26 protein-coding genes are annotated in these 17,716 nt (G+C 56.3%); 22 read left to right on the top strand and 4 right to left on the bottom strand.

All coding sequences use genetic code 11. The annotated features are described in order from the left end of the window. Positions 1-16: 16 nt before the first annotated feature. On the top strand, positions 17-694 hold the full coding sequence (locus tag DD597_RS17910) for a hypothetical protein (RefSeq protein ID WP_139003150.1): 678 nt from the start codon (positions 17-19) through the stop codon (positions 692-694). 350 nt (positions 695-1,044) lie between these two features. Here DD597_RS17910 and DD597_RS17905 read toward each other — a convergent pair whose 3' ends face one another. Genes DD597_RS17905 through DD597_RS17895 form a run of 3 tightly spaced genes read right to left on the bottom strand, consistent with a single transcriptional unit; the run spans position 1,045 to position 4,588 of the window. Further along, positions 1,045-2,100: a phage portal protein gene (locus DD597_RS17905; RefSeq protein WP_045307532.1), complete on the bottom strand. Its 1,056-nt coding sequence runs from the start codon at positions 2,098-2,100 to the stop codon at positions 1,045-1,047. Beyond that, a complete protein-coding gene (locus tag DD597_RS17900; protein WP_039505133.1) occupies positions 2,097-2,822 on the bottom strand; it encodes a terminase large subunit domain-containing protein in 726 nt (241 codons plus the stop codon). The genes DD597_RS17905 and DD597_RS17900 overlap by 4 nt, the downstream gene beginning before the upstream one ends. Next, positions 2,822-4,588: a terminase ATPase subunit family protein gene (locus DD597_RS17895; protein ID WP_045895159.1), complete on the bottom strand. Its 1,767-nt coding sequence runs from the start codon at positions 4,586-4,588 to the stop codon at positions 2,822-2,824. The genes DD597_RS17900 and DD597_RS17895 overlap by 1 nt, the downstream gene beginning before the upstream one ends. A gap of 142 nt (positions 4,589-4,730) precedes the next feature. On the opposite strand from DD597_RS17895, the gene DD597_RS17890 reads away from it, so the two are divergent. From DD597_RS17890 to DD597_RS17805, 18 genes are all read left to right on the top strand, one after another. Continuing rightward, positions 4,731-5,564 carry a GPO family capsid scaffolding protein gene (locus tag DD597_RS17890; RefSeq protein WP_129256476.1) on the top strand — a complete coding sequence of 278 codons (834 nt, stop codon included), beginning with the start codon at positions 4,731-4,733 and terminating at the stop codon, positions 5,562-5,564. A gap of 16 nt (positions 5,565-5,580) precedes the next feature. Then, entirely contained in the window at positions 5,581-6,642 is a 1,062-nt protein-coding gene (locus DD597_RS17885) for a phage major capsid protein, P2 family (protein WP_013098795.1), read from the top strand. A gap of 3 nt (positions 6,643-6,645) precedes the next feature. Then, positions 6,646-7,296, top strand: a complete 651-nt coding sequence (gpM, locus tag DD597_RS17880) for a phage terminase small subunit (RefSeq protein ID WP_129256475.1) — start codon at positions 6,646-6,648, stop codon at positions 7,294-7,296. 93 nt (positions 7,297-7,389) lie between these two features. After that, positions 7,390-7,854, top strand: coding sequence for a head completion/stabilization protein (locus DD597_RS17875; protein ID WP_045895156.1), 465 nt, complete (start codon positions 7,390-7,392; stop codon positions 7,852-7,854). Continuing rightward, a complete protein-coding gene (locus DD597_RS17870; protein WP_000868184.1) occupies positions 7,854-8,057 on the top strand; it encodes a tail protein X in 204 nt (67 codons plus the stop codon). The genes DD597_RS17875 and DD597_RS17870 overlap by 1 nt, the downstream gene beginning before the upstream one ends. Before the next feature lie 3 nt (positions 8,058-8,060). Then, positions 8,061-8,276 carry an HP1 family phage holin gene (locus DD597_RS17865; protein WP_000171565.1) on the top strand — a complete coding sequence of 72 codons (216 nt, stop codon included), beginning with the start codon at positions 8,061-8,063 and terminating at the stop codon, positions 8,274-8,276. Then, positions 8,257-8,766 (top strand): lysozyme, encoded by a 510-nt coding sequence (locus DD597_RS17860; RefSeq protein WP_045895153.1) that lies wholly within the window; start codon positions 8,257-8,259, stop codon positions 8,764-8,766. The genes DD597_RS17865 and DD597_RS17860 overlap by 20 nt, the downstream gene beginning before the upstream one ends. A 4-nt stretch (positions 8,767-8,770) precedes the next feature. Then, on the top strand, positions 8,771-9,148 hold the full coding sequence (locus tag DD597_RS17855; protein WP_129256474.1) for a DNZ54_00345 family protein: 378 nt from the start codon (positions 8,771-8,773) through the stop codon (positions 9,146-9,148). Further along, complete coding sequence (gene lysB / locus DD597_RS25220; RefSeq protein WP_165298148.1) at positions 9,145-9,573, top strand: Rz-like lysis system protein LysB; 429 nt, start codon at positions 9,145-9,147, stop codon at positions 9,571-9,573. Before DD597_RS17855 ends, lysB begins: the two co-directional genes overlap by 4 nt. After that, positions 9,458-9,706 carry an Rz1-like lysis system protein LysC gene (gene lysC, locus DD597_RS25050; RefSeq protein WP_230065598.1) on the top strand — a complete coding sequence of 83 codons (249 nt, stop codon included), beginning with the start codon at positions 9,458-9,460 and terminating at the stop codon, positions 9,704-9,706. Before lysB ends, lysC begins: the two co-directional genes overlap by 116 nt. Continuing rightward, complete coding sequence (locus tag DD597_RS17840) at positions 9,669-10,100, top strand: phage tail protein (RefSeq protein ID WP_129256472.1); 432 nt, start codon at positions 9,669-9,671, stop codon at positions 10,098-10,100. Before lysC ends, DD597_RS17840 begins: the two co-directional genes overlap by 38 nt. Then, positions 10,093-10,539 (top strand): phage virion morphogenesis protein, encoded by a 447-nt coding sequence (locus DD597_RS17835; protein ID WP_045895143.1) that lies wholly within the window; start codon positions 10,093-10,095, stop codon positions 10,537-10,539. Before DD597_RS17840 ends, DD597_RS17835 begins: the two co-directional genes overlap by 8 nt. A gap of 68 nt (positions 10,540-10,607) precedes the next feature. Next, positions 10,608-11,186: a phage baseplate assembly protein V gene (locus DD597_RS17830; protein WP_045895141.1), complete on the top strand. Its 579-nt coding sequence runs from the start codon at positions 10,608-10,610 to the stop codon at positions 11,184-11,186. Further along, the gene (locus DD597_RS17825; protein ID WP_045895140.1) at positions 11,183-11,542 is read left to right on the top strand and encodes a GPW/gp25 family protein; all 360 of its coding nucleotides are present in this window, start codon (positions 11,183-11,185) and stop codon (positions 11,540-11,542) included. The genes DD597_RS17830 and DD597_RS17825 overlap by 4 nt, the downstream gene beginning before the upstream one ends. After that, positions 11,529-12,437 carry a baseplate assembly protein gene (locus DD597_RS17820; protein ID WP_045895138.1) on the top strand — a complete coding sequence of 303 codons (909 nt, stop codon included), beginning with the start codon at positions 11,529-11,531 and terminating at the stop codon, positions 12,435-12,437. Before DD597_RS17825 ends, DD597_RS17820 begins: the two co-directional genes overlap by 14 nt. Continuing rightward, a complete protein-coding gene (locus DD597_RS17815; protein ID WP_045895136.1) occupies positions 12,430-13,035 on the top strand; it encodes a phage tail protein I in 606 nt (201 codons plus the stop codon). Before DD597_RS17820 ends, DD597_RS17815 begins: the two co-directional genes overlap by 8 nt. Then, positions 13,032-14,447: a phage tail protein gene (locus tag DD597_RS17810; protein WP_129256471.1), complete on the top strand. Its 1,416-nt coding sequence runs from the start codon at positions 13,032-13,034 to the stop codon at positions 14,445-14,447. Before DD597_RS17815 ends, DD597_RS17810 begins: the two co-directional genes overlap by 4 nt. A gap of 1 nt (position 14,448) precedes the next feature. Beyond that, positions 14,449-14,682, top strand: coding sequence for a phage tail protein (locus DD597_RS17805; RefSeq protein ID WP_129256470.1), 234 nt, complete (start codon positions 14,449-14,451; stop codon positions 14,680-14,682). On the opposite strand, the gene DD597_RS17800 is transcribed toward DD597_RS17805, so the two are convergent. Further along, positions 14,645-15,070, bottom strand: a complete 426-nt coding sequence (locus tag DD597_RS17800; RefSeq protein WP_129256469.1) for a tail fiber assembly protein — start codon at positions 15,068-15,070, stop codon at positions 14,645-14,647. The genes DD597_RS17805 and DD597_RS17800 overlap by 38 nt on opposite strands. Before the next feature lie 589 nt (positions 15,071-15,659). Between DD597_RS17800 and DD597_RS17790 the strand changes: the two genes are divergently transcribed. Genes DD597_RS17790 through DD597_RS17780 form a run of 3 tightly spaced genes read left to right on the top strand, consistent with a single transcriptional unit; the run spans position 15,660 to position 17,714 of the window. Beyond that, positions 15,660-16,832, top strand: a complete 1,173-nt coding sequence (locus DD597_RS17790; RefSeq protein ID WP_129256468.1) for a phage tail sheath protein — start codon at positions 15,660-15,662, stop codon at positions 16,830-16,832. 9 nt (positions 16,833-16,841) lie between these two features. Beyond that, positions 16,842-17,357: a phage major tail tube protein gene (locus DD597_RS17785; RefSeq protein ID WP_129256467.1), complete on the top strand. Its 516-nt coding sequence runs from the start codon at positions 16,842-16,844 to the stop codon at positions 17,355-17,357. A 54-nt stretch (positions 17,358-17,411) separates the two neighbouring features. Continuing rightward, positions 17,412-17,714, top strand: coding sequence for a phage tail assembly protein (locus tag DD597_RS17780; RefSeq protein ID WP_007848877.1), 303 nt, complete (start codon positions 17,412-17,414; stop codon positions 17,712-17,714). The last annotated feature ends 2 nt before the right edge of the window (positions 17,715-17,716 follow it).

Here is a 17,716-nt window from a genome sequence, read left to right as displayed (position 1 = left end):
GAATAATAGGCTAAAAATGAAAATTAACCATATTGCGTTACCTATATCTCTTGCTGTAATCCTAACTGGTTGCGTGCCTCATGCTTCTAACCGAAATATCACAGCTATTGAAGTGGTGAAGCCTGCTATTGGGCAAAGTGCTACAGCCTACATGGGCGACCCCATCATAACATCTGCTACTGGATATAAAACGGACGTACTAGAGCTTGGTGCGGCTAATGGTGCGCTATCTTCTATCTCTGCAGGTACATATTGCAGCGAAGGGAATGGAATTTACCGCAATCATCATAATTCTCAAGCTGTTGCGCTAAAAAATATCTATGGACAAATCGGCACCTATGTTGATTATGTAAGTTACGATGCTGCAAAAAATGAGATATCACCACCAAACGGCACTTCTTATACAGCCTCAGAAATTTCTATCAAGCGTGTTCCTGATGGGCTGTGTCGAGTGAGTAACTCATTGGTTAAGACTATCGAATACAATGGAAATGCAGGCGGTGTAATGAAGTTTACCTATCGTGAGTTTGCAAACGATATGGCTCGTGCAGCGTTTACAACAGATTTTTCTGTAGATTCGAAGGGAAGTGATGTTATCGCTTACAAAGGAGCCAAGTTCAAAGTGAACAAGGCTGATAACTCGTCTATTTCCTATACAATTATTTCTGGCTTTGACAAGGCTGTCACGTTCTAGGTTTCACGCTTGCTGAGTATGTTACGATTTTGCACATTCTGCATAAACGCGCATGTCTATGCTGCATGAGATCGCATGATCGTTTGAGGATCTTTTGTGTTAAGGCCCGCCAGTTCTGGCGGGCTTTTGCGTAGATCATGCAGGTGCATGAAAACCACTACATAAAGCGGGCAGGCGTGGCGGGGATACGAGCGCGCGCAACGGGGTGAAATGGTGAAAATCCGGCGCAATCTCCGGCACGCTGGCGGCTTCAATTGGTGAGGGTGAGGGAGCAGCAGCAAAAAAGAAGCGCCCCGCAGAATGCTGCTGGGGCGCTGTGAGGGGCGGTCTTGTTGTCGTGGTGCGGTGGGTCAGTCGTTGCGCTTGTCTTCTGTCAGTCCCAGCGTGTACGGCTCAAAGCGGATCACTTCTTCTCCAAGCCAGTCGTTAAGCTCCTGCAGTCGCTTCTGCAGCGGCATCAGCTCGTTGCGGACAAAGACGCGGCTGGCCTTTTCCACATCACCAAAGCCGCCGGTATTGTTGGGAATAATGCCCATCATCTGCGGCGGTACGCGGTGCGCTGCCATCATGTCATCGCGGCTCACGTTCTTGATGTTCAGAAACTCATCTTTCGCCGCAACCTCTGATAACGGGATGATCTGGATGCCGTCCTTTTTGCCGTTGGGCGAATACATAAACAGGTTGCGGAAGTTGCCCGGCCCTTTGGCGCTTTTCATTGCCTGGCGGATATTGTTCACGTCCTCCTGGTTCTGTGCTGCGTCGGTCATGTACATGATGAAGCCTGCATGGCTGCCGTTGATGTAATACTTCCGGCGGAACAGCGTTGCGGACTCGTTGAGCAGGGTTGACGGGATGGCGGAGAGATAGCCGGGCAGCCCGTAAATCTCCTGGTTAATATCCGGCTCCAGCAGATGAAAGATATTGCCCTGCGTAAATTCATAGGGCTGCGTGGTCAGGCCATACTGCACAAACCAGTAGGTGTCGAGGTCCACGCCTCGCCGTGTGTACTTCGCCAGCGCTGGCTCCAGTGAGAGAACGCCGCCGAGCCGGTTGGTGCGCTTTTCCAGATAGGCGTTACCGAACACCAGATAATCCTGGACGAAACGGGCAAAAGCCTGCTGGCTGAGCAGGCGGTGCGGGATGTAGGTACTGCTGAGAATGTCACGCTTAACGGCAATCGGTGAGCTGTGATGCACGGCGGCGCGATAGGTTCGCGCCAGTCCGTCAAAGCTCACCGGCGGCTCATACCAGCGGTCCATCTGCACGCATTCCACGTAGTCCAGCAATTCGCGTCGGTCTAACACCGGCACCGGGTCGCCAAAGCTGAACGCCTCCGCTGCAGCGCCGCCTGATTGTGCGTTGTGATCTACCGCTGCGCGGTTATTCTTGTTTTTACGTTTGCTCATGCCGCCTGCTCCTTGTCAGCCTGAGGCCATTCGCACATAAACAGCATTTTCCAGTCCTCTGCTGATAATTCTTTTTTCATGTCATTCAGCCATTCATCATCAAAGAGCGCGGCTCCGGTTGCGAGCGTTGCCCCGGATGCTGCAGCGTCATCAGCGGTAAAGGTCATGCTGGTTGTGCTGTTGCGGGAAATCAGCTTCTTGTATTCCCGCCATGCTTCCGGGCTGGGGCTTGGGGTGGTGTAGTAGGTAGCGTGATAGCGCGCGTGCATGGACAGGCTTTTGGCGAGCGCAATCATATTTTTCGGGGAGTCCGCCCAGGCATACTCTGACACGTAGACGTTTCCATGGAGCGCGGCGGCGAGGCTTTCCGGCCCGATAAAATAAATGACCGCACCGTTTGGTAGTTCCAGATGCGCTTTACCTGATTTTATTTTCCCAAGGTGTGTCCAGGCTGCGGCCTCACTTAAAAAAGCTGACATATAAGTTTTGACGGTAAGGGCAGATGCCGGGGTGCAGCCCAGAAAAATCTGGTTGCGTCCGGTATGCAGTGCATCGTTCAGTGCTTCGTAGGCGAAAAAGAAATCCGCGCCAGCCTGACGCATTTTTGTAAGCACACGGTTTCTGCTGCGTGCGCCGCTGTTCCATTCATGCTGGTAAGCAAAGAAAGGGCGATCTACAGGCAGGCTGGCGGTGGTCATGAGGTTAGTTGGGGTTGAGTGCATCAGAAAATCTCCACAATGTTGCTGGTATTGGCGGCTTCGCCCTGCAACGGTTCGTTAAACAGTGCGTGCATCGTTGCCCAGGCCAAATCGGCGTGGCTGGCTTCTTCGCTGCGGCTGGCTTCGTAAGTGGGACGGTTTCCGCTGGCGGTAGTGGCGCGGCGGATAGCCATAAAGGATTGCGCAATGTCGGTGTGTCCTGCGTCAAACTCCAGACGGCGGTGGCTGATAATGTCGTATGCCTTGAGCACAAGGGCGTTTTTGACGTTGGGGTTGTAGACAAACTCCCGCACGGCAGGAAAGAACGCTTTCACGTTCTCGTAGACACCGTGACCGACGCCGGTCGAGTCGATACCGATATAGGTCACGTTGTACTGCTGCGTCAGCTTTTTGATAGCGTCAGCCTGGGCGCGGAAGTCCATCCCGCGCCACTGGTGCCGCTCAAGAATGCGGAACTTGCCGCCCGGTACGGTTGGCGGTGCCACCACCACGCACCCGGCGCTGTCACCGTTCTGCGTGCCTTTCGCCGGGTCGTATCCGATCCAGACTTCGCGCCAGCCAAACGGGCGCAGCGCCAGCGCCTGAAAATCTGCCCACACTTCCCAGCTGTCCACCATGCACGCCTGCAGCTCGCTGAGAGGGAATACTGACGCCAGATCGTCAATAAATTCGCACATCAGCAGGTTCTGGTATTCGTCCGGGCTGTACTCCATGCGCAGCTGGTCAAGGTCGAACAGATTACAGCCACCGCGCACCGCATCCTCCACGGTGACGATCTGGCGATACTGTCCGTCCGGACAGAGCACGCCGCGCGCAAGGTTGCTGTGGGTCAGGTCAATATCCACCTTGTCCGCTTTGGCGCGGCCCCGGTTGAACAGCGTGCCGGACCAGAACGGATAGGCGCTGTGGGTCAGGCTGGACGGCGTGGAGAAGTAGGTTTGTCGCCATTTCTTGTGAATGGCCATGCCGGAGGCAACCTTGCGCAGCTCCTGGAATTTCGGTATCCAGAAATATTCATCAAGGTACAGGTTGCCGTGGTAGCTCTGCGCTGTGCGGGCGTTGGTGCCGAGGAAGTACAGGCACGCGCCGTTGCTGAGCGTCATCGGGTCGCCTTTCAGCTCAACATCCACCTCTTTTGCAAAGTCGATGATGTACTGCTTAAAAACGTGCGCCTGCGCCTTACTGGCTGAGAGAAAAATTTGGTTGCGCCCCGTGGTGATGGCGTCAATCAGCGCTTCGCGAGCAAAAAAGTATGTTGCCCCGATCTGGCGTGATTTAAGCAGGTTGCGAATGCGGTGTTTTACGCCTGCCTGCCACCAGTGGCGCTGATATTCAAACATGCCGTTGCGGAAGATTTCCTCCAGCTTTTCGGTCTGTTCATCGGTAAAAACGTTCTTTTCTGGCTGCCTGCGCGGGCCTTTATTACGGTTGGCGACGTTCGGGTTTAAGTCAGCTTCGTTCCCGCCATCGTTAAATTTACCGATCCGGGCGTGGCGCTCTGACTGGCGCGCCAGCAGGTCAATTTCCTTGAAGTCTTTCCCTTCCTTCTGCTCCTTCATGATGAGCTGGCAGTAACGTGCGGCGGTGGTGAGCTGCATCTGATCCAGCGGCCCATAGTCGCCCCATTTGTCGCGCTTCTTCCAGCTGTGAACGGTTGCAACTTTCTCGCCCAGCATTTCAGCAATGCGGGCTACGCGGTATCCCTGAAAGTACAGCAGCATGGCCTGCCGACGGGGATCGAGGTCTGCGGGGGTCAGTGTCGTGTTCATGGCCCAAACATACGGCCTTGCCTGACGGCTTTCCCCGGCTGCGGTTTGTGTGGTTTACCATACAAGTGCCGCGCGTTGTTTCACTCCCCCCATCACCGCAAACATAAGGCTCCAGTAAGTTATTTCTAACGGAGCACGGCTCATGACAGTGAAAGCAAAGCGTTTCCGTATTGGGGTGGAAGGTGCCACCACTGACGGGCGCGAAATCCAGCGTGAATGGCTGGTACAGATGGCTGCCAGCTACAACCCGACGGTCTATACCGCGCTGATTAACCTTGAGCACATCAAGTCTTATCTGCCGGACAGCACCTTTAACCGCTACGGCAGGGTGACGGGGCTGGTTGCAGAAGAAATCAAGGACGGGCCGCTGGCGGGCAAGATGGCACTTTATGCCGATATCGAACCCACGGACGCCCTGGTGGAACTAGTGAAAAAGGGCCAGAAGCTTTTCACCTCCATGGAGGTCAGCACGAAGTTTGCCGACACCGGCAAAGCCTACCTTGTGGGGCTGGGGGCGACGGACGATCCGGCGAGCCTTGGCACAGAAATGCTGGCATTCAGCGCCAGCGCCGCGCATAACCCGCTGGCGAACCGTAAGCAGAACCCTGAAAACCTGTTTTCGGAAGCGGTTGAAACGCTGATTGAACTGGAAGAAGCCCAGGATGAAAAGCCGTCCCTCTTTGCCCGCGTCACCGCGCTGTTCACCAAAAAAGAGCAGACCGATGAGGCGCGCTTCTCCGATGTGCATAAAGCCGTGGAACTGGTCGCCACCGAGCAGCAGAACCTGAGCGAACGCACTGATAAATCACTGTCAGAACAGGACAAGCGCCTTTCTGAGCTGGAGTCCTCCCTGCAGGAGCTGCAGGCCGCCTTTGCCGGGCTTGAGAAAAAGCTGAGCAGCGAAGACAGCCGTAAAGACTACCGCCAGCGCGCGCCGGGCGGTGACGCACCGGCAGGCACCCTGACCAATTGCTGATGGAGCATAAAACCCGATGAAAAAGAAAACCCGCTTTGCCTTTAACGCTTATCTGCAGCAGCTGGCGCGCCTGAACGGTGTGGAGATTGAAGAACTCTCCAGCAAGTTCACCGTGGAGCCGTCCGTGCAGCAGACGCTTGAAGACCAGATCCAGCAGTCCGCCGCTTTCCTGACGCTGATTAACATCACGCCGGTCACTGAGCAGTCCGGGCAGTTGCTGGGGCTGGGCGTTGGCAGCACCATTGCCGGAACCACCGATACCACCACCAAAGAGCGCGAGCCTACCGATCCGACGCTGATGGAAGACGTGGAATACAAATGCGAGCAGACCAACTTTGATACGGTGCTGACCTACGCAAAACTGGACCTGTGGGCGAAATTCCAGGACTTCCAGGTGCGTATCCGCAACGCCATCGTCAAGCGCCAGGCGCTGGACCGCATCATGATCGGCTTTAACGGCGTGAAGCGTGCCAAAACCTCCAACCGTGCTGAAAACCCGCTGCTGCAGGACGTCAATAAAGGCTGGCTGCAGAAAATCCGCGAAGACGCGCCGGATCACGTCATGGGCAGCACCACGAAAGACGGTGCAACGACTGCAGGCGCGGTCAAGGTGGGCAAGGGCGGCGACTATGCCAACCTGGACGCCGTGGTGATGGATGCCGTCAACGAGCTGATCGACGCGGTTTATCAGGATGATGACGATCTGGTTGTCGTCTGCGGACGTGAACTGCTGTCTGACAAGTATTTCCCGCTGGTCAACAAAGAGCAGGACAACAGCGAGAAAATCGCCGCCGATCTGATCATCAGCCAGAAACGTATGGGCGGCCTGCAGGCTGTGCGCGCGCCTTATTTCCCGGCAAATGCCCTGCTGATCACCCGTCTGGATAACCTGTCCATCTACTGGCAGGAAGATACCCGACGCCGTTCTGTTATCGACAACCCGAAACGTGACCGGATTGAAAACTTTGAATCCGTCAACGAGGCGTATGTGGTCGAGGACTACCGCTGTGCGGCGCTGGTTGAAAACATTGAAATCGGTGATTTCAGCGCGCCTGCCGCACCGGAAGGTGGGGAATAACACATGAGCCTGAGTCCCGCACGGCAGCACCGCCTGCGCATTCAGGCCGAACAGGCCGCCCGTGAGGGCGGCAGTGTTCGCCATGCGTCGGGCTATGACCTGATGCTGCTGCAGCTGGCAGAAGACCGCCGCCGCCTCAAGGGCGTCCAGTCCACGGTGAAAAAGGCGGAAATCAAGGTGGAGCTGCTGCCGAAATATTCCGCCTGGGCGGAGGGCGTGCTGGCTGCCGGAGGTGCGCAGCAGGATGACGTGCTGATGTACGTGATGCTGTGGCGTATCGACGCCGGTGATTATGCCGGTGCGCTGGAAATCGGGCGTCATGCGCTGCGCCATGGCTGGGTGATGCCGCTGGGCAACCGTAACGTGCAGACCGTGCTGGCAGAAGAAATGGCAGACGCGGCGCAAAGCGCCCTGCTTGCCGCTGCTGGTTTTGATGCCGATCTGCTTTTGCAGACGCTGGACCTGACAGCCGATCTGGATATGCCGGACCAGTCGCGGGCACGTCTGCATAAAGCCATCGGCGCTGTACTGAGCGAAAGCAACCCGGCATCTGCTCTGAATCACCTTACCCATGCGCTGCAGCTCGATCCCAGCTGTGGCGTGAAAAAAGAAAAGCAGCAGCTGGAGCGCAGACTGCGCAATGACAGCCGCTAAAGAACGTGCCCCGCGCACGGGCGGCACGGGGTGGCGAAAGGCACTGCCACATCAAAATCCCGTCCACCGCCCACTTATTCAGGAGAAAGCCGCATGAAGTTTGTTGCGCCCGAACAGGCACCGGAACAGGCGGAGGTCATCAGAAATACACCGTTCTGGCCTGATGTGGACCTGTCGGAATTTCGCAGTGTGATGCGTACTGATGGCACGGTGACGCAGCCGCGTTTAAAGCAGGTCGTGCTGACGGCGATCTCTGAGGTTAACGCTGAGCTGTACGACTTCCGCAAGCGTCAGCAGATGCTTGGCTGGCAGACACTTGCAGACGTTCCCGCAGAAATGCTGGACGGCAAAAGCGAGCGTATCCAGCACTACCACAACGCTGTTTTTTGCTGGGCGCGCGCGGTGCTCAATGAGCGTTATCAGGACTATGACGCCACGGCTTCAGGCGTGAAGCGAGGGGATGAGCTGGCGGAGGCCAGCGGCGATCTGTGGCGTGATGCCCGCTGGGCTATCAGCCGGGTGCAGGATGCGCCGCACTGTACGGTGGAGCTTATCTGATGAAAGTGCGTGCGCATCAGTATGACACGGTGGACGCGCTTTGCTGGCGTCATTACGGGCGCACGCAGGGTGTCACTGAGCAGGTTCTGCAGGCAAATCCGGGGCTGGCTGAGTACGGCCCATTTTTACCGCACGGGCTGCAGGTGGAGCTGCCGGACATTACGGCGTCAACCACGGCGCAGACCGTCCAGCTATGGGACTGAATTATGACGCTTGAACGAATCAGCGCCTTTATCACTTACTGCATCGCCGTGCTGCTGGCATGGCTGGGCGATCTGTCGCTCAAGGATGCGTCAACGGTTGGCGGCGTACTGATTGGTGTGCTGATGCTGGCTATCAACTGGTACTACAAACACCAGTCTTTCAAATTGTTACGTGGCGGCAAAATTTCGCGGGGGGAATATGAATCCTTCAATCGTTAAGCGCTGCCTTGTCGGGGCGGTGCTGGCTATCGCCGCCACGCTGCCCGGTTTCCAGTCGCTTCATACCTCCGTTGAGGGGCTGAAACTGATCGCCGATTACGAGGGATGCCGCCTGCAGCCTTATCAGTGCAGCGCGGGCGTATGGACCGACGGGATCGGCAATACATCTGGTGTGGTGCCGGGCAAAACCATCACTGAGCGGAAGGCGGCGCAGGGACTTATCACCAATGTGCTGCGCGTAGAGAGGGCGCTGGATAAATGTGTGGTGCAGCCGATGCCGCAAAAGGTCTATGACGCGGTGGTGTCGTTTGCTTTCAACGTGGGCACCGGCAACGCCTGCAGCTCCACGCTGGTTAAGTTGCTGAACCAGCGGCGCTGGGCGGATGCCTGCCATCAGCTGCCGCGCTGGGTATATGTCAAAGGTGTTTTTAATCAGGGGCTGGACAACCGCCGCGCGCGGGAAATGGCCTGGTGCTTAAAAGGAGCATAACGGAATGAAAAAGAAAGTCATGAGCGTTTTTTTCCAGCTGGCATGGGCTGCGCTGTTGGTTATCAGCCTGCTGTATCCGCGCAGCGGTGCGCCGGTTCTGGTTGGTGCGTCTGTCTGGGTGTCATGCTTCCTCGCCTGGCTGCTTGCTGCGCTGTGTGCTGTCGGGTGGTTCGCCGGAGATCGGGCGCGCGATGAGGTCAGGGCGGCATTGCTGAAATTCAGGGCGTACCCTGTAAAACCCGTGCGTACATGGATAATCAGGCTGCTTATTGTTCTGTGCCTGGCGTTTTCGGGATGGGTGATCACCCTGGTGTTTTACCTGCTGACGCTGGTTCTGTATCAGATTGCCCGCGCGCAGCTTCATGAGCCGATGGCGGCCTGATGCGTGCGCTGGCGGTAGTGCTGGCGCTGGCACTTGCGGCGCTGGGCTGGCAGTCGTGGCGGCTTAACAATGCCAGCCACTCCATCGAGACGCAGGGCGCGGCGCTGAAAAGCAAAACGCAGGAGCTGACGAAGAAAAACAGCCAACTGATCGGCCTGTCCATTCTGACTGAAACCAACAGCCGGGAGCAGACGCGGCTTTATGCGGCAGCGGAACAGACCACCGCACTACTGCGCAGCCGCCAGCACCGGATCGAGGAACTGAAACGTGAAAACGAGGATTTGCGCCGCTGGGCTGATACTCCTTTGCCTGCTGACATTATCCGGCTGCGGGAGCGTCCGGCCCTCGCCGGAGGTGCAGCTTACCGTGAGTGGCTGTCCCAGAGTGACGCAGTGCCGCCTGGAAAGGTCAGCGCCGCGCAGTAACGGCGATCTGAATGCGGTGCTGGATGAAACCGAGGCCGCCTGGGCGGTCTGTGCTGACAAAGTGGACACGATTATTGCGTGTCAGGAGCGAGACAGTGAACAAACCGCAGTCCTTACGCAGCGCTCTGAATAAAGCGGTTGCCTATGTCCGGGACAACCCGGACAAGCTGCACCTTTTCGTTGATAACGGCTCACTGGTGGCAACCGGTGCCAGCTCCATGTCATGGGAGTACCGCTACACCCTGAACGTGGTGATCGAGGATTTCAGCGGCGACCAGAATCTGCTGATGGCTCCTGTGCTGCTGTGGCTAAGTGACAACCAGCCGGATGCTATCAATAACCCGGAGTTGCGCGAAAAACTGTTCACCTTTGAAGTGGATATTCTGCGCAACGATGTGTGTGATATCAGCCTGAACCTGCAGCTGACGGAGCGCGTGCTGGTCAGCACTGACGGCAGCGTGTCAAGCGTTGAAGCGGTGCCGGAGCCGGACGAACCAGAAGAAATGTGGACGGTGAAAGGTGGATGAACTGCAGAGGGTGGATGACTGGCTGACGGCGCTGCTGGCGAATCTGGAACCTGCCGCGCGCAGCCGTATGATGCGGCAACTGGCGCAACAGCTGCGCCGGACGCAGCAGCAGAACATCAGGCTGCAGCGTAATCCTGACGGCAGCGGCTATGAGCCGCGCCGGGTGACTGCCCGCAGCAAGAAGGGACGCATCAAACGCCAGATGTTTGCAAAGCTTCGCACCACAAAATACCTGAAAACTACCGCCAGTGCGGACTCCGCCTGCGTGCAGTTTGATGGCAAGGTGCAGCGCATTGCCCGTGTTCACCATTACGGCCTGCGGGATCGCGTCAGCCGAAAAGGCCCGGAGGTCCGCTACGCAGAGCGCCGACTGCTGGGTGTGAATGATGAGGTTGAAACCGTCACCCGTGACACTCTGCTGCGCTGGCTGGCGGGGTGATCTTTGTACCACCGCTGGCACAAGCGTCCGCGCTGCCTCCCTTTTCCCTCTGATGGCAACCTTTCGTTATGAATGCACAACTGACCGAAATCATGCGCCTTATCACCAACCTGATCCGCACCGGCACCGTGACTGAAGTGGACCGGGAAAACTGGCTGTGCCGGGTGAGAGTGGGCGAGCTTGAAACCAACTGGATTAACTGGCTGACGCTGCGTGCCGGTGGTGCCCGTACATGGTGGTGTCCGTCGCCAGATGAGCAGGTGGTGCTGCTGAGTATGGGCGGCAATCTGGAAACCGCTTTTGTGCTGCCAGCCATCTACTCCAATCAGTTTGCGCCGCCATCGGATTCCGTGGACGGTTGCGTGACGGAGTACCCTGACGGGGGCTGGTTTGAGTATGAACCAGCCACCGGGCGGTGGCATGTCCGGGGTATCAAATCCATGGTGATCGAGGCGGCGGACAATATCACTCTCAAAACCGGTGAGTTTGTGGTGGAGGCTGACACCACGCGCATTAACAGCGAGATGGTGGTCAATGGCGTCGTCACCCAGGGCGGCGGCGCGATGAGTTCCAACGGGATCGTGGTGGATAAACACGGTCACACTGGCGTTAAGTCCGGCGGCGATACGTCAGGAGGACCGGTATGACGCTGTATATCGGCATGAGCCAGGACAACGGCAAGGCCATTACTGATACTGACCATCTGCGCCAGTCAGTGCGGGATATTCTGCTGACCCCACAGGGTAGCCGGATTGCCCGTCGGGAATACGGTTCCCTGCTGTCCGCCCTGATTGACCAGCCGCAGAACCCGGCGTTGCGCCTGCAGGTCATGTCTGCGGTCTATGTGGCGCTGAGTCGCTGGGAGCCACGACTTACGCTGGATTCCATCACCATCAGCAGCAATTTTGACGGCTCCATGGTGGTTGAGCTTACCGGGCAGCGCAACAACGGCGCACCGGTTTCCCTTTCGGTATCTACAGGAGCAGACAATGGCAGTGATTGACCTTTCCCAGCTGCCCGCGCCGCAGATAGTGGACGTGCCGGATTTTGAGACGCTGCTGGCTGAGCGCAAGGCCGCATTTGTGGCCCTTTATCCGGCGGATGAGCAGGACGCGGTGCGGCGCACGCTGGCGCTGGAATCTGAACCCGTCACCAAGCTGCTGCAGGAAAGCACCTACCGTGAAATCCTTTTGCGCCAGCGTATTAATGAGGCCGCGCAGGCGGTCATGGTGGCGTATGCCATCGGCGGCGATCTCGATCAGCTGGCAGCCAACTACAACGTGAAACGCCTGACTGTAACGCCTGCCGACAACGACGCGGTGCCGCCGGTTGCTGCCGTCATGGAAAGCGATGATGCGCTGCGCCTGCGTGTTCCGGCTGCGTTTGAGGGATTGTCCGTTGCGGGACCGACGGCGGCCTATGAGTTTCACGCTAAAAGCGCGGACGGGCGCGTGGCAGACGCCAGCGCAACCAGTCCGGCACCGGCGGAGGTGGTGCTTACCGTGCTGAGTCGTGAGGGTGACGGTATGGCAGGGGCTGATCTGCTGGCGGTGGTAGAGCAGGCGCTTAACAGCGAGAACGTGCGCCCGGTAGCAGACCGCCTGACGGTGCGCAGCGCCGAAATAATCCCGTATAGCGTAGATGCAACGATCTTTCTTTATCCGGGGCCGGAAGCTGAGCCGGTGATGGCGGCAGCAAAAGCCAGCCTGCAGAAGTACATCGCCAGCCAGACGCGGCTGGGCCGTGATATCCGTCGCAGCGCGATTTATGCCGCGTTGCATGTAGAGGGCGTCCAGCGGGTGGAGCTGGCCTCCCCGTTGGATGATGTGGTGCTGGATAAGACGCAGGCGGCATCCTGTACGGAATGGAGCGTAACCAACGGGGGCACGGATGAATAGCCTGCTGCCGCCCGGTTCATCGCCGCTTGAGCGACGGTTAGCGCAGACCTGCAGCGGCATTTCCGATCTGCAGGTGCCGCTGCGCGATTTATGGAACCCGGCAACCTGTCCGGTCAGCTTTCTGCCATATCTGGCGTGGGCGTTTTCCGTTGACCGCTGGGACGAAAGCTGGACGGAGAGCGTCAAGCGCCGTGTGGTGCAGGATGCTTTCTATATCCATCAGCATAAGGGGACAACCAGCGCCGTGCGGCGCGTGGTGGAGCCGTTTGGTTTTCTGATCCGCATCATTGAATGGTGGCAGACCGGCGAGGCGCCGGGCACGTTTCGCCTGGATATTGGGGTGCAGGACCAGGGCATAACAGAGGAAACCTATCTGGAGTTGGAGCGCCTGATTGGTGATGCCAAACCCTGCAGTCGGCATCTGATCGGCATGTCCATAAACCTGCAGACGAGCGGGCCATATTTTGTTGGGGCTGCCACTTATACCGGCGAAGAAATCACGATTTACCCGTATATCAACGAAACCATTATTTCAAGCGGCACCGCTTATGAGGGCGGAGCGGTCCATGTTATTGACACAATGAGAGTGAATCCATGAGCGCAAAATTTTATACCCTGCTGACGGATATCGGCGCGGCGAAACTGGCAAGCGCCGCCGCGCTCGGTGTCCCGTTGAAAATTACCCAGATGGCGGTGGGCGACGGTGGCGGCGTGTTGCCAACGCCCAGCGCGCAGCAGACAGCGCTGGTTGCTGAAAAGCGCCGTGCGGCATTGAATATGCTGTATATCGATCCGCAGAACAGCAGCCAGATTATTGCTGAGCAGGTGATTCCTGAAACGGAGGGCGGTTGGTGGATTCGTGAGGTTGGGCTGTTTGATGAAACGGGCGCGCTGATCGCCGTGGGGAACTGCCCGGAGAGCTATAAGCCGCAGCTGGCAGAGGGAAGCGGCCGCACGCAGACAGTGCGCATGGTACTGATTACCAGCAGCACCGATAACATTACGCTGAAAATTGATCCGTCCGTAGTGCTGGCTACCCGAAAATATGTGGATGACAAGGTGCTGGAACTAAAGGTGTATGTAGATGAGCTGATGGCGGCGCATCTTGCAGTAGCTGATCCACATACGCAATATGCGCCAAAAGCCAGCCCGACGTTTACCGGCACCCCAAAAGCACCGACTGCAGCTGAAGGTAACAATACCACTCAGCTTGCCACAACTGCGTTTGTGCAGGCGGCTCTGATCGCCCTGGTGAATGGCGCCCCGGCGACACTGGACACGCTGAAAGAAATTGCTGCGGCTATCAACAACGATCCTAATTTCAGCACCACCATTAATAACGCGCTTGCACTCAAAGCCCCACTGGCAAGCCCGGTCCTGACCGGAACGCCGACAGCCCCCACGGCTGCGCAGACTGTCAACAATACGCAAATTGCCACTACTGCTTTCGTAAAATCAGCTCTGGCTGCGCTTGTTGGCTCATCACCTGCGGCGCTTGATACCCTGAACGAGCTGGCGGCGGCGTTAGGAAACGATCCTAACTTTGCAACCACCATGACAAATGCGCTGGCAGGCAAACAGCCTCTTGATAGCACGCTGACAACTTTGTCAGGAAAGACAGCAGATGGGATTATCGAATACCTTGGTTTGGGAACAGCGGCGAAAAAGAAAGTTGGGACGGCGGCAGGGCAGATTCCTGACATGAGTTCATGGACATCAGGGACCGGTTGGCGAAGGACTCCTGATGGATACATTGAAATCTGGGGGGGATCGGCAGCAGCAAATACCACTACGGGGTTAGCGACCGCAACATTTGCAATTCCGTTTCCAGTTGAATGTCTGAACGTTACCATTAACGAGGTTACCAATTCATCATCTGGAATATCTGGAGTTAAATCATGGGGGCTGTGCCTAGACACGGTAAGTAAAACTGGATTTTCGGCCATACTGAACGTTACAGGCTCTCCGGCGACAGGTGAGTTTTTTGTTTACCGTGCAATTGGGAGGTAATATGAGCGTCTATATTTGGTCAGCAAAAAATAGTTCATTTATCCCCGTCACATTAAGGCAATCATATATCAATGCGGGATGGGATTTGTCAGATGCTATCCCCATTGATGATGCAGTTTCCGCCGAATTTATGGGAACGCCGCCAGACGGGAAAAGACGAGATGTCGGCGGCGATGGTCTTCCTTGTTGGGTAGATGTTAACTTGATTGAGAGTCAGGAGGAACAGGCCAGCTAATATCTGGTGCGCTGGAGGTATCGACAGCCTCCAGCACCTCAAGATAATCCAGCCACAGGTTGTATTGTTCCTTTTCTTCGTCACCTAACCTGCTCAGTACGGCCTTACCAGGCCACTGCTTACTATTGATATATTCGTTCACCTGAACAATCAGGTATTGTTTTTGTACTTCCGCATCTGCAATTAATTCTTCTACAGATGTCGGTGGAGCATGTACCCATACGGGGCCACCCATATCATCAGTGCCAATAACTTTACCTTCAGGCCAGGCAGCACCAGCAAACTGTTGATAGACTTCATCAGAAACGGCAACGGCATTATTGGGAATGTTTTTATTTATACCATCGATATAAAACCCAAGCACTGATGGTGAGAAATATTTAGTCATGTTAGTGCCCTATTGTTAACCAGCGGATGCCCTGAGTAGAACCAGATCCGGCGTTAGATAGCTATTGTTGAGTTGTCGATAGGGGAGCAGCCAACGCTATATTCCGCTGTTAACGAGATTGCAACGCCCGCCAAAGCGATGTTTCCCAAACCAACGTTTAATATCCTATAGCCATCCAAAAAAAATTACTCGATGTATCAATCATTGTTGCTTTATCAAAAGCATAAGCTCGACAGGTAAATCCAAAACGGTTAACAGTGGAATCATCTATAACTACAGACTGTCCCATGGAGGGAAAAGAAGACTGCCTGTTCCCGAATGCCACTGATAAAACAGCGTTGGGAAAAGCAACAGGAAACGTGATCGGTTTTTCAATATTCGTACCACCGCTCCTGGAATATTGAATCATCAGCCCAGAAGGGAGCTTCTGCCAGCAGTATTTTGATATCTCATGCGAACGCCTGGAAAAAGAAAACGCAGATATCCGCGCGGGCGTATTGTGTGATTAAGGGAACAATGCCGCGTAGCTGTCTGCGCGGCCCATTCAATTCACCATAGGGCGAAACCTAAACACCGGAGGGTTCGCCGTATGGCTCAGGATTATCACCACGGTGTGCGCGTCGTTGAGGTCAACGATGGCACCCGCCCCATTTCAACAGTAAGCACGGCAATTGTCGGTATGGTCTGTACCGGCGATGATGCAGATGCGTCCGTGTTCCCCCTCAATAAACCGGTCCTGCTTACCGACGTGCTGACCGCCAGCGGTAAAGCAGGCGAGTCCGGCACGCTGGCCCGCTCGCTGGATGCAATTGCCGACCAGGCTAAACCCGTGACCGTCGTTGTGCGCGTTGCACAGGGTGAAACCGAAGCGGAAACAACCTCCAACATTATCGGCGGCGTGACAGCTGACGGTAAAAAAACGGGCATGAAAGCGCTGTTATCTGCGCAGTCCCAGCTCGGCGTTAAGCCGCGCATTCTTGGCGTGCCGGGGCATGACACGCAGGCGGTTGCTACTGAGCTGCTGAGCGTGGCGCAGAGTCTGCGCGGGTTTGCTTATCTGTCCGCCTACGGCTGCAAAACGGTAGAGGAGGCCATTGCCTACCGCGCTAATTTCAGCCAGCGCGAGGGGATGATGATCTGGCCTGATTTCATCAGTTTTGACACCGTGCTGAACGCTGACGCAACGGCTTACGCCTCAGCCCGTGCGCTTGGCCTGCGTGCCAAAATTGACGAACAGACCGGCTGGCACAAATCCCTGTCCAACGTTGGCGTGAACGGCGTCACCGGCATTTCTGCTGATGTGTTCTGGGATTTGCAGGACCCGGCAACCGATGCGGGGCTGCTGAACCAGAACGATGTCACCACGCTGATCCGCAAAGACGGTTTCCGCTTTTGGGGTTCCCGTTGCCTCAGTGACGATCCTCTGTTTGCCTTTGAAAACTACACCCGCACCGCGCAGGTACTGGCTGACACCATCGCCGAAGCGCATATGTGGGCGGTGGATGGCGTGCTTAACCCGTCACTGGCCCGCGACATTATCGAAGGTATTCGCGCCAAACTGCGTAACCTGAAAACGCAGGGCTACATCATCGGCGCCGACTGCTGGCTGGATGAGTCCGTAAACGATAAAGATTCCCTGAAAGCCGGGAAGCTCACTATCGATTACGACTATACGCCGGTACCGCCTCTGGAAAACCTGATGCTGCGCCAGCGCATCACCGATCAGTATCTGCTGGATTTCTCCAGCCAGGTCAGCGCGTAAGGGGACAATATGGCTTTACCACGCAAGTTAAAACACCTGAACCTGTTTAACGACGGGAATAACTATCAGGGGATTGTTGAGTCCCTGAACCTGCCTAAATTCGGCCGCAAGTTTGAAAAGTATCGCGGCGGCGGTATGCCCGGTTCGGCTGATGTTGATCTGGGGCTGGATGATGGCGCGCTGGACACGGAATTTTCAATCGGTGGCACCGAACTGCTGTTATTCAAACAGATGGGTAAAGCCACCGTTGACGGTATCCAGCTGCGTTTCACCGGCTCCATTCAGCGTGACGATACCGGCGAAGTGCAGGCCGTTGAGCTGGTTGTGCGCGGGCGACATAAAGAAGTCGATTCCGGCGAATGGAAAACCGGGGAGAGCAACACCACAAAAGTCAGCAGCACCAACAGCTACGCGAAGCTGACCATTAACGGCGAGGTGCTCTATGAGGTTGATGTGATCAACATGATTGAAATCGTTGATGGCGTGGACCTGATGGAAGAACACCGCAACGCCCTGGGCCTCTGATCTACTTTGAAGGCGCGGGCAGCCGCGCCAGTACCTTATTAACAGGACATGACAATGAGCGAACAACTGACTGAAAAAACCGTACAGCTGGACACCCCAATCAAACGCGGTAAAACCGAAATTGCCGAAATTGTGCTGCGCAAGCCGCAGTCCGGCGCGCTGCGTGGCACCCGTCTGCAGGCGATCATGGATATGGACGTCGGCGCGATGATGACGATTATTCCCCGCATCTCCACGCCCGCGCTGACCGCTCAGGAAATGGCTGAAATGGACCCCGCCGATCTCACCGCGCTGTCGGTTGAGGTGGTCACTTTTTTGTTGAAGAAATCGGTGCTTGCCGGTTTGCCGACAGCCTGACG

The sequence above is a fragment of the Enterobacter cloacae complex sp. 677-3DZ2D5B genome (assembly GCF_004136695.1).
GTDB lineage: Bacteria > Pseudomonadota > Gammaproteobacteria > Enterobacterales > Enterobacteriaceae > Enterobacter > Enterobacter hormaechei_C.
Note: the sequence above shows the minus strand (reverse complement) of the source record. Positions and strands in the feature narration are given on the sequence as shown.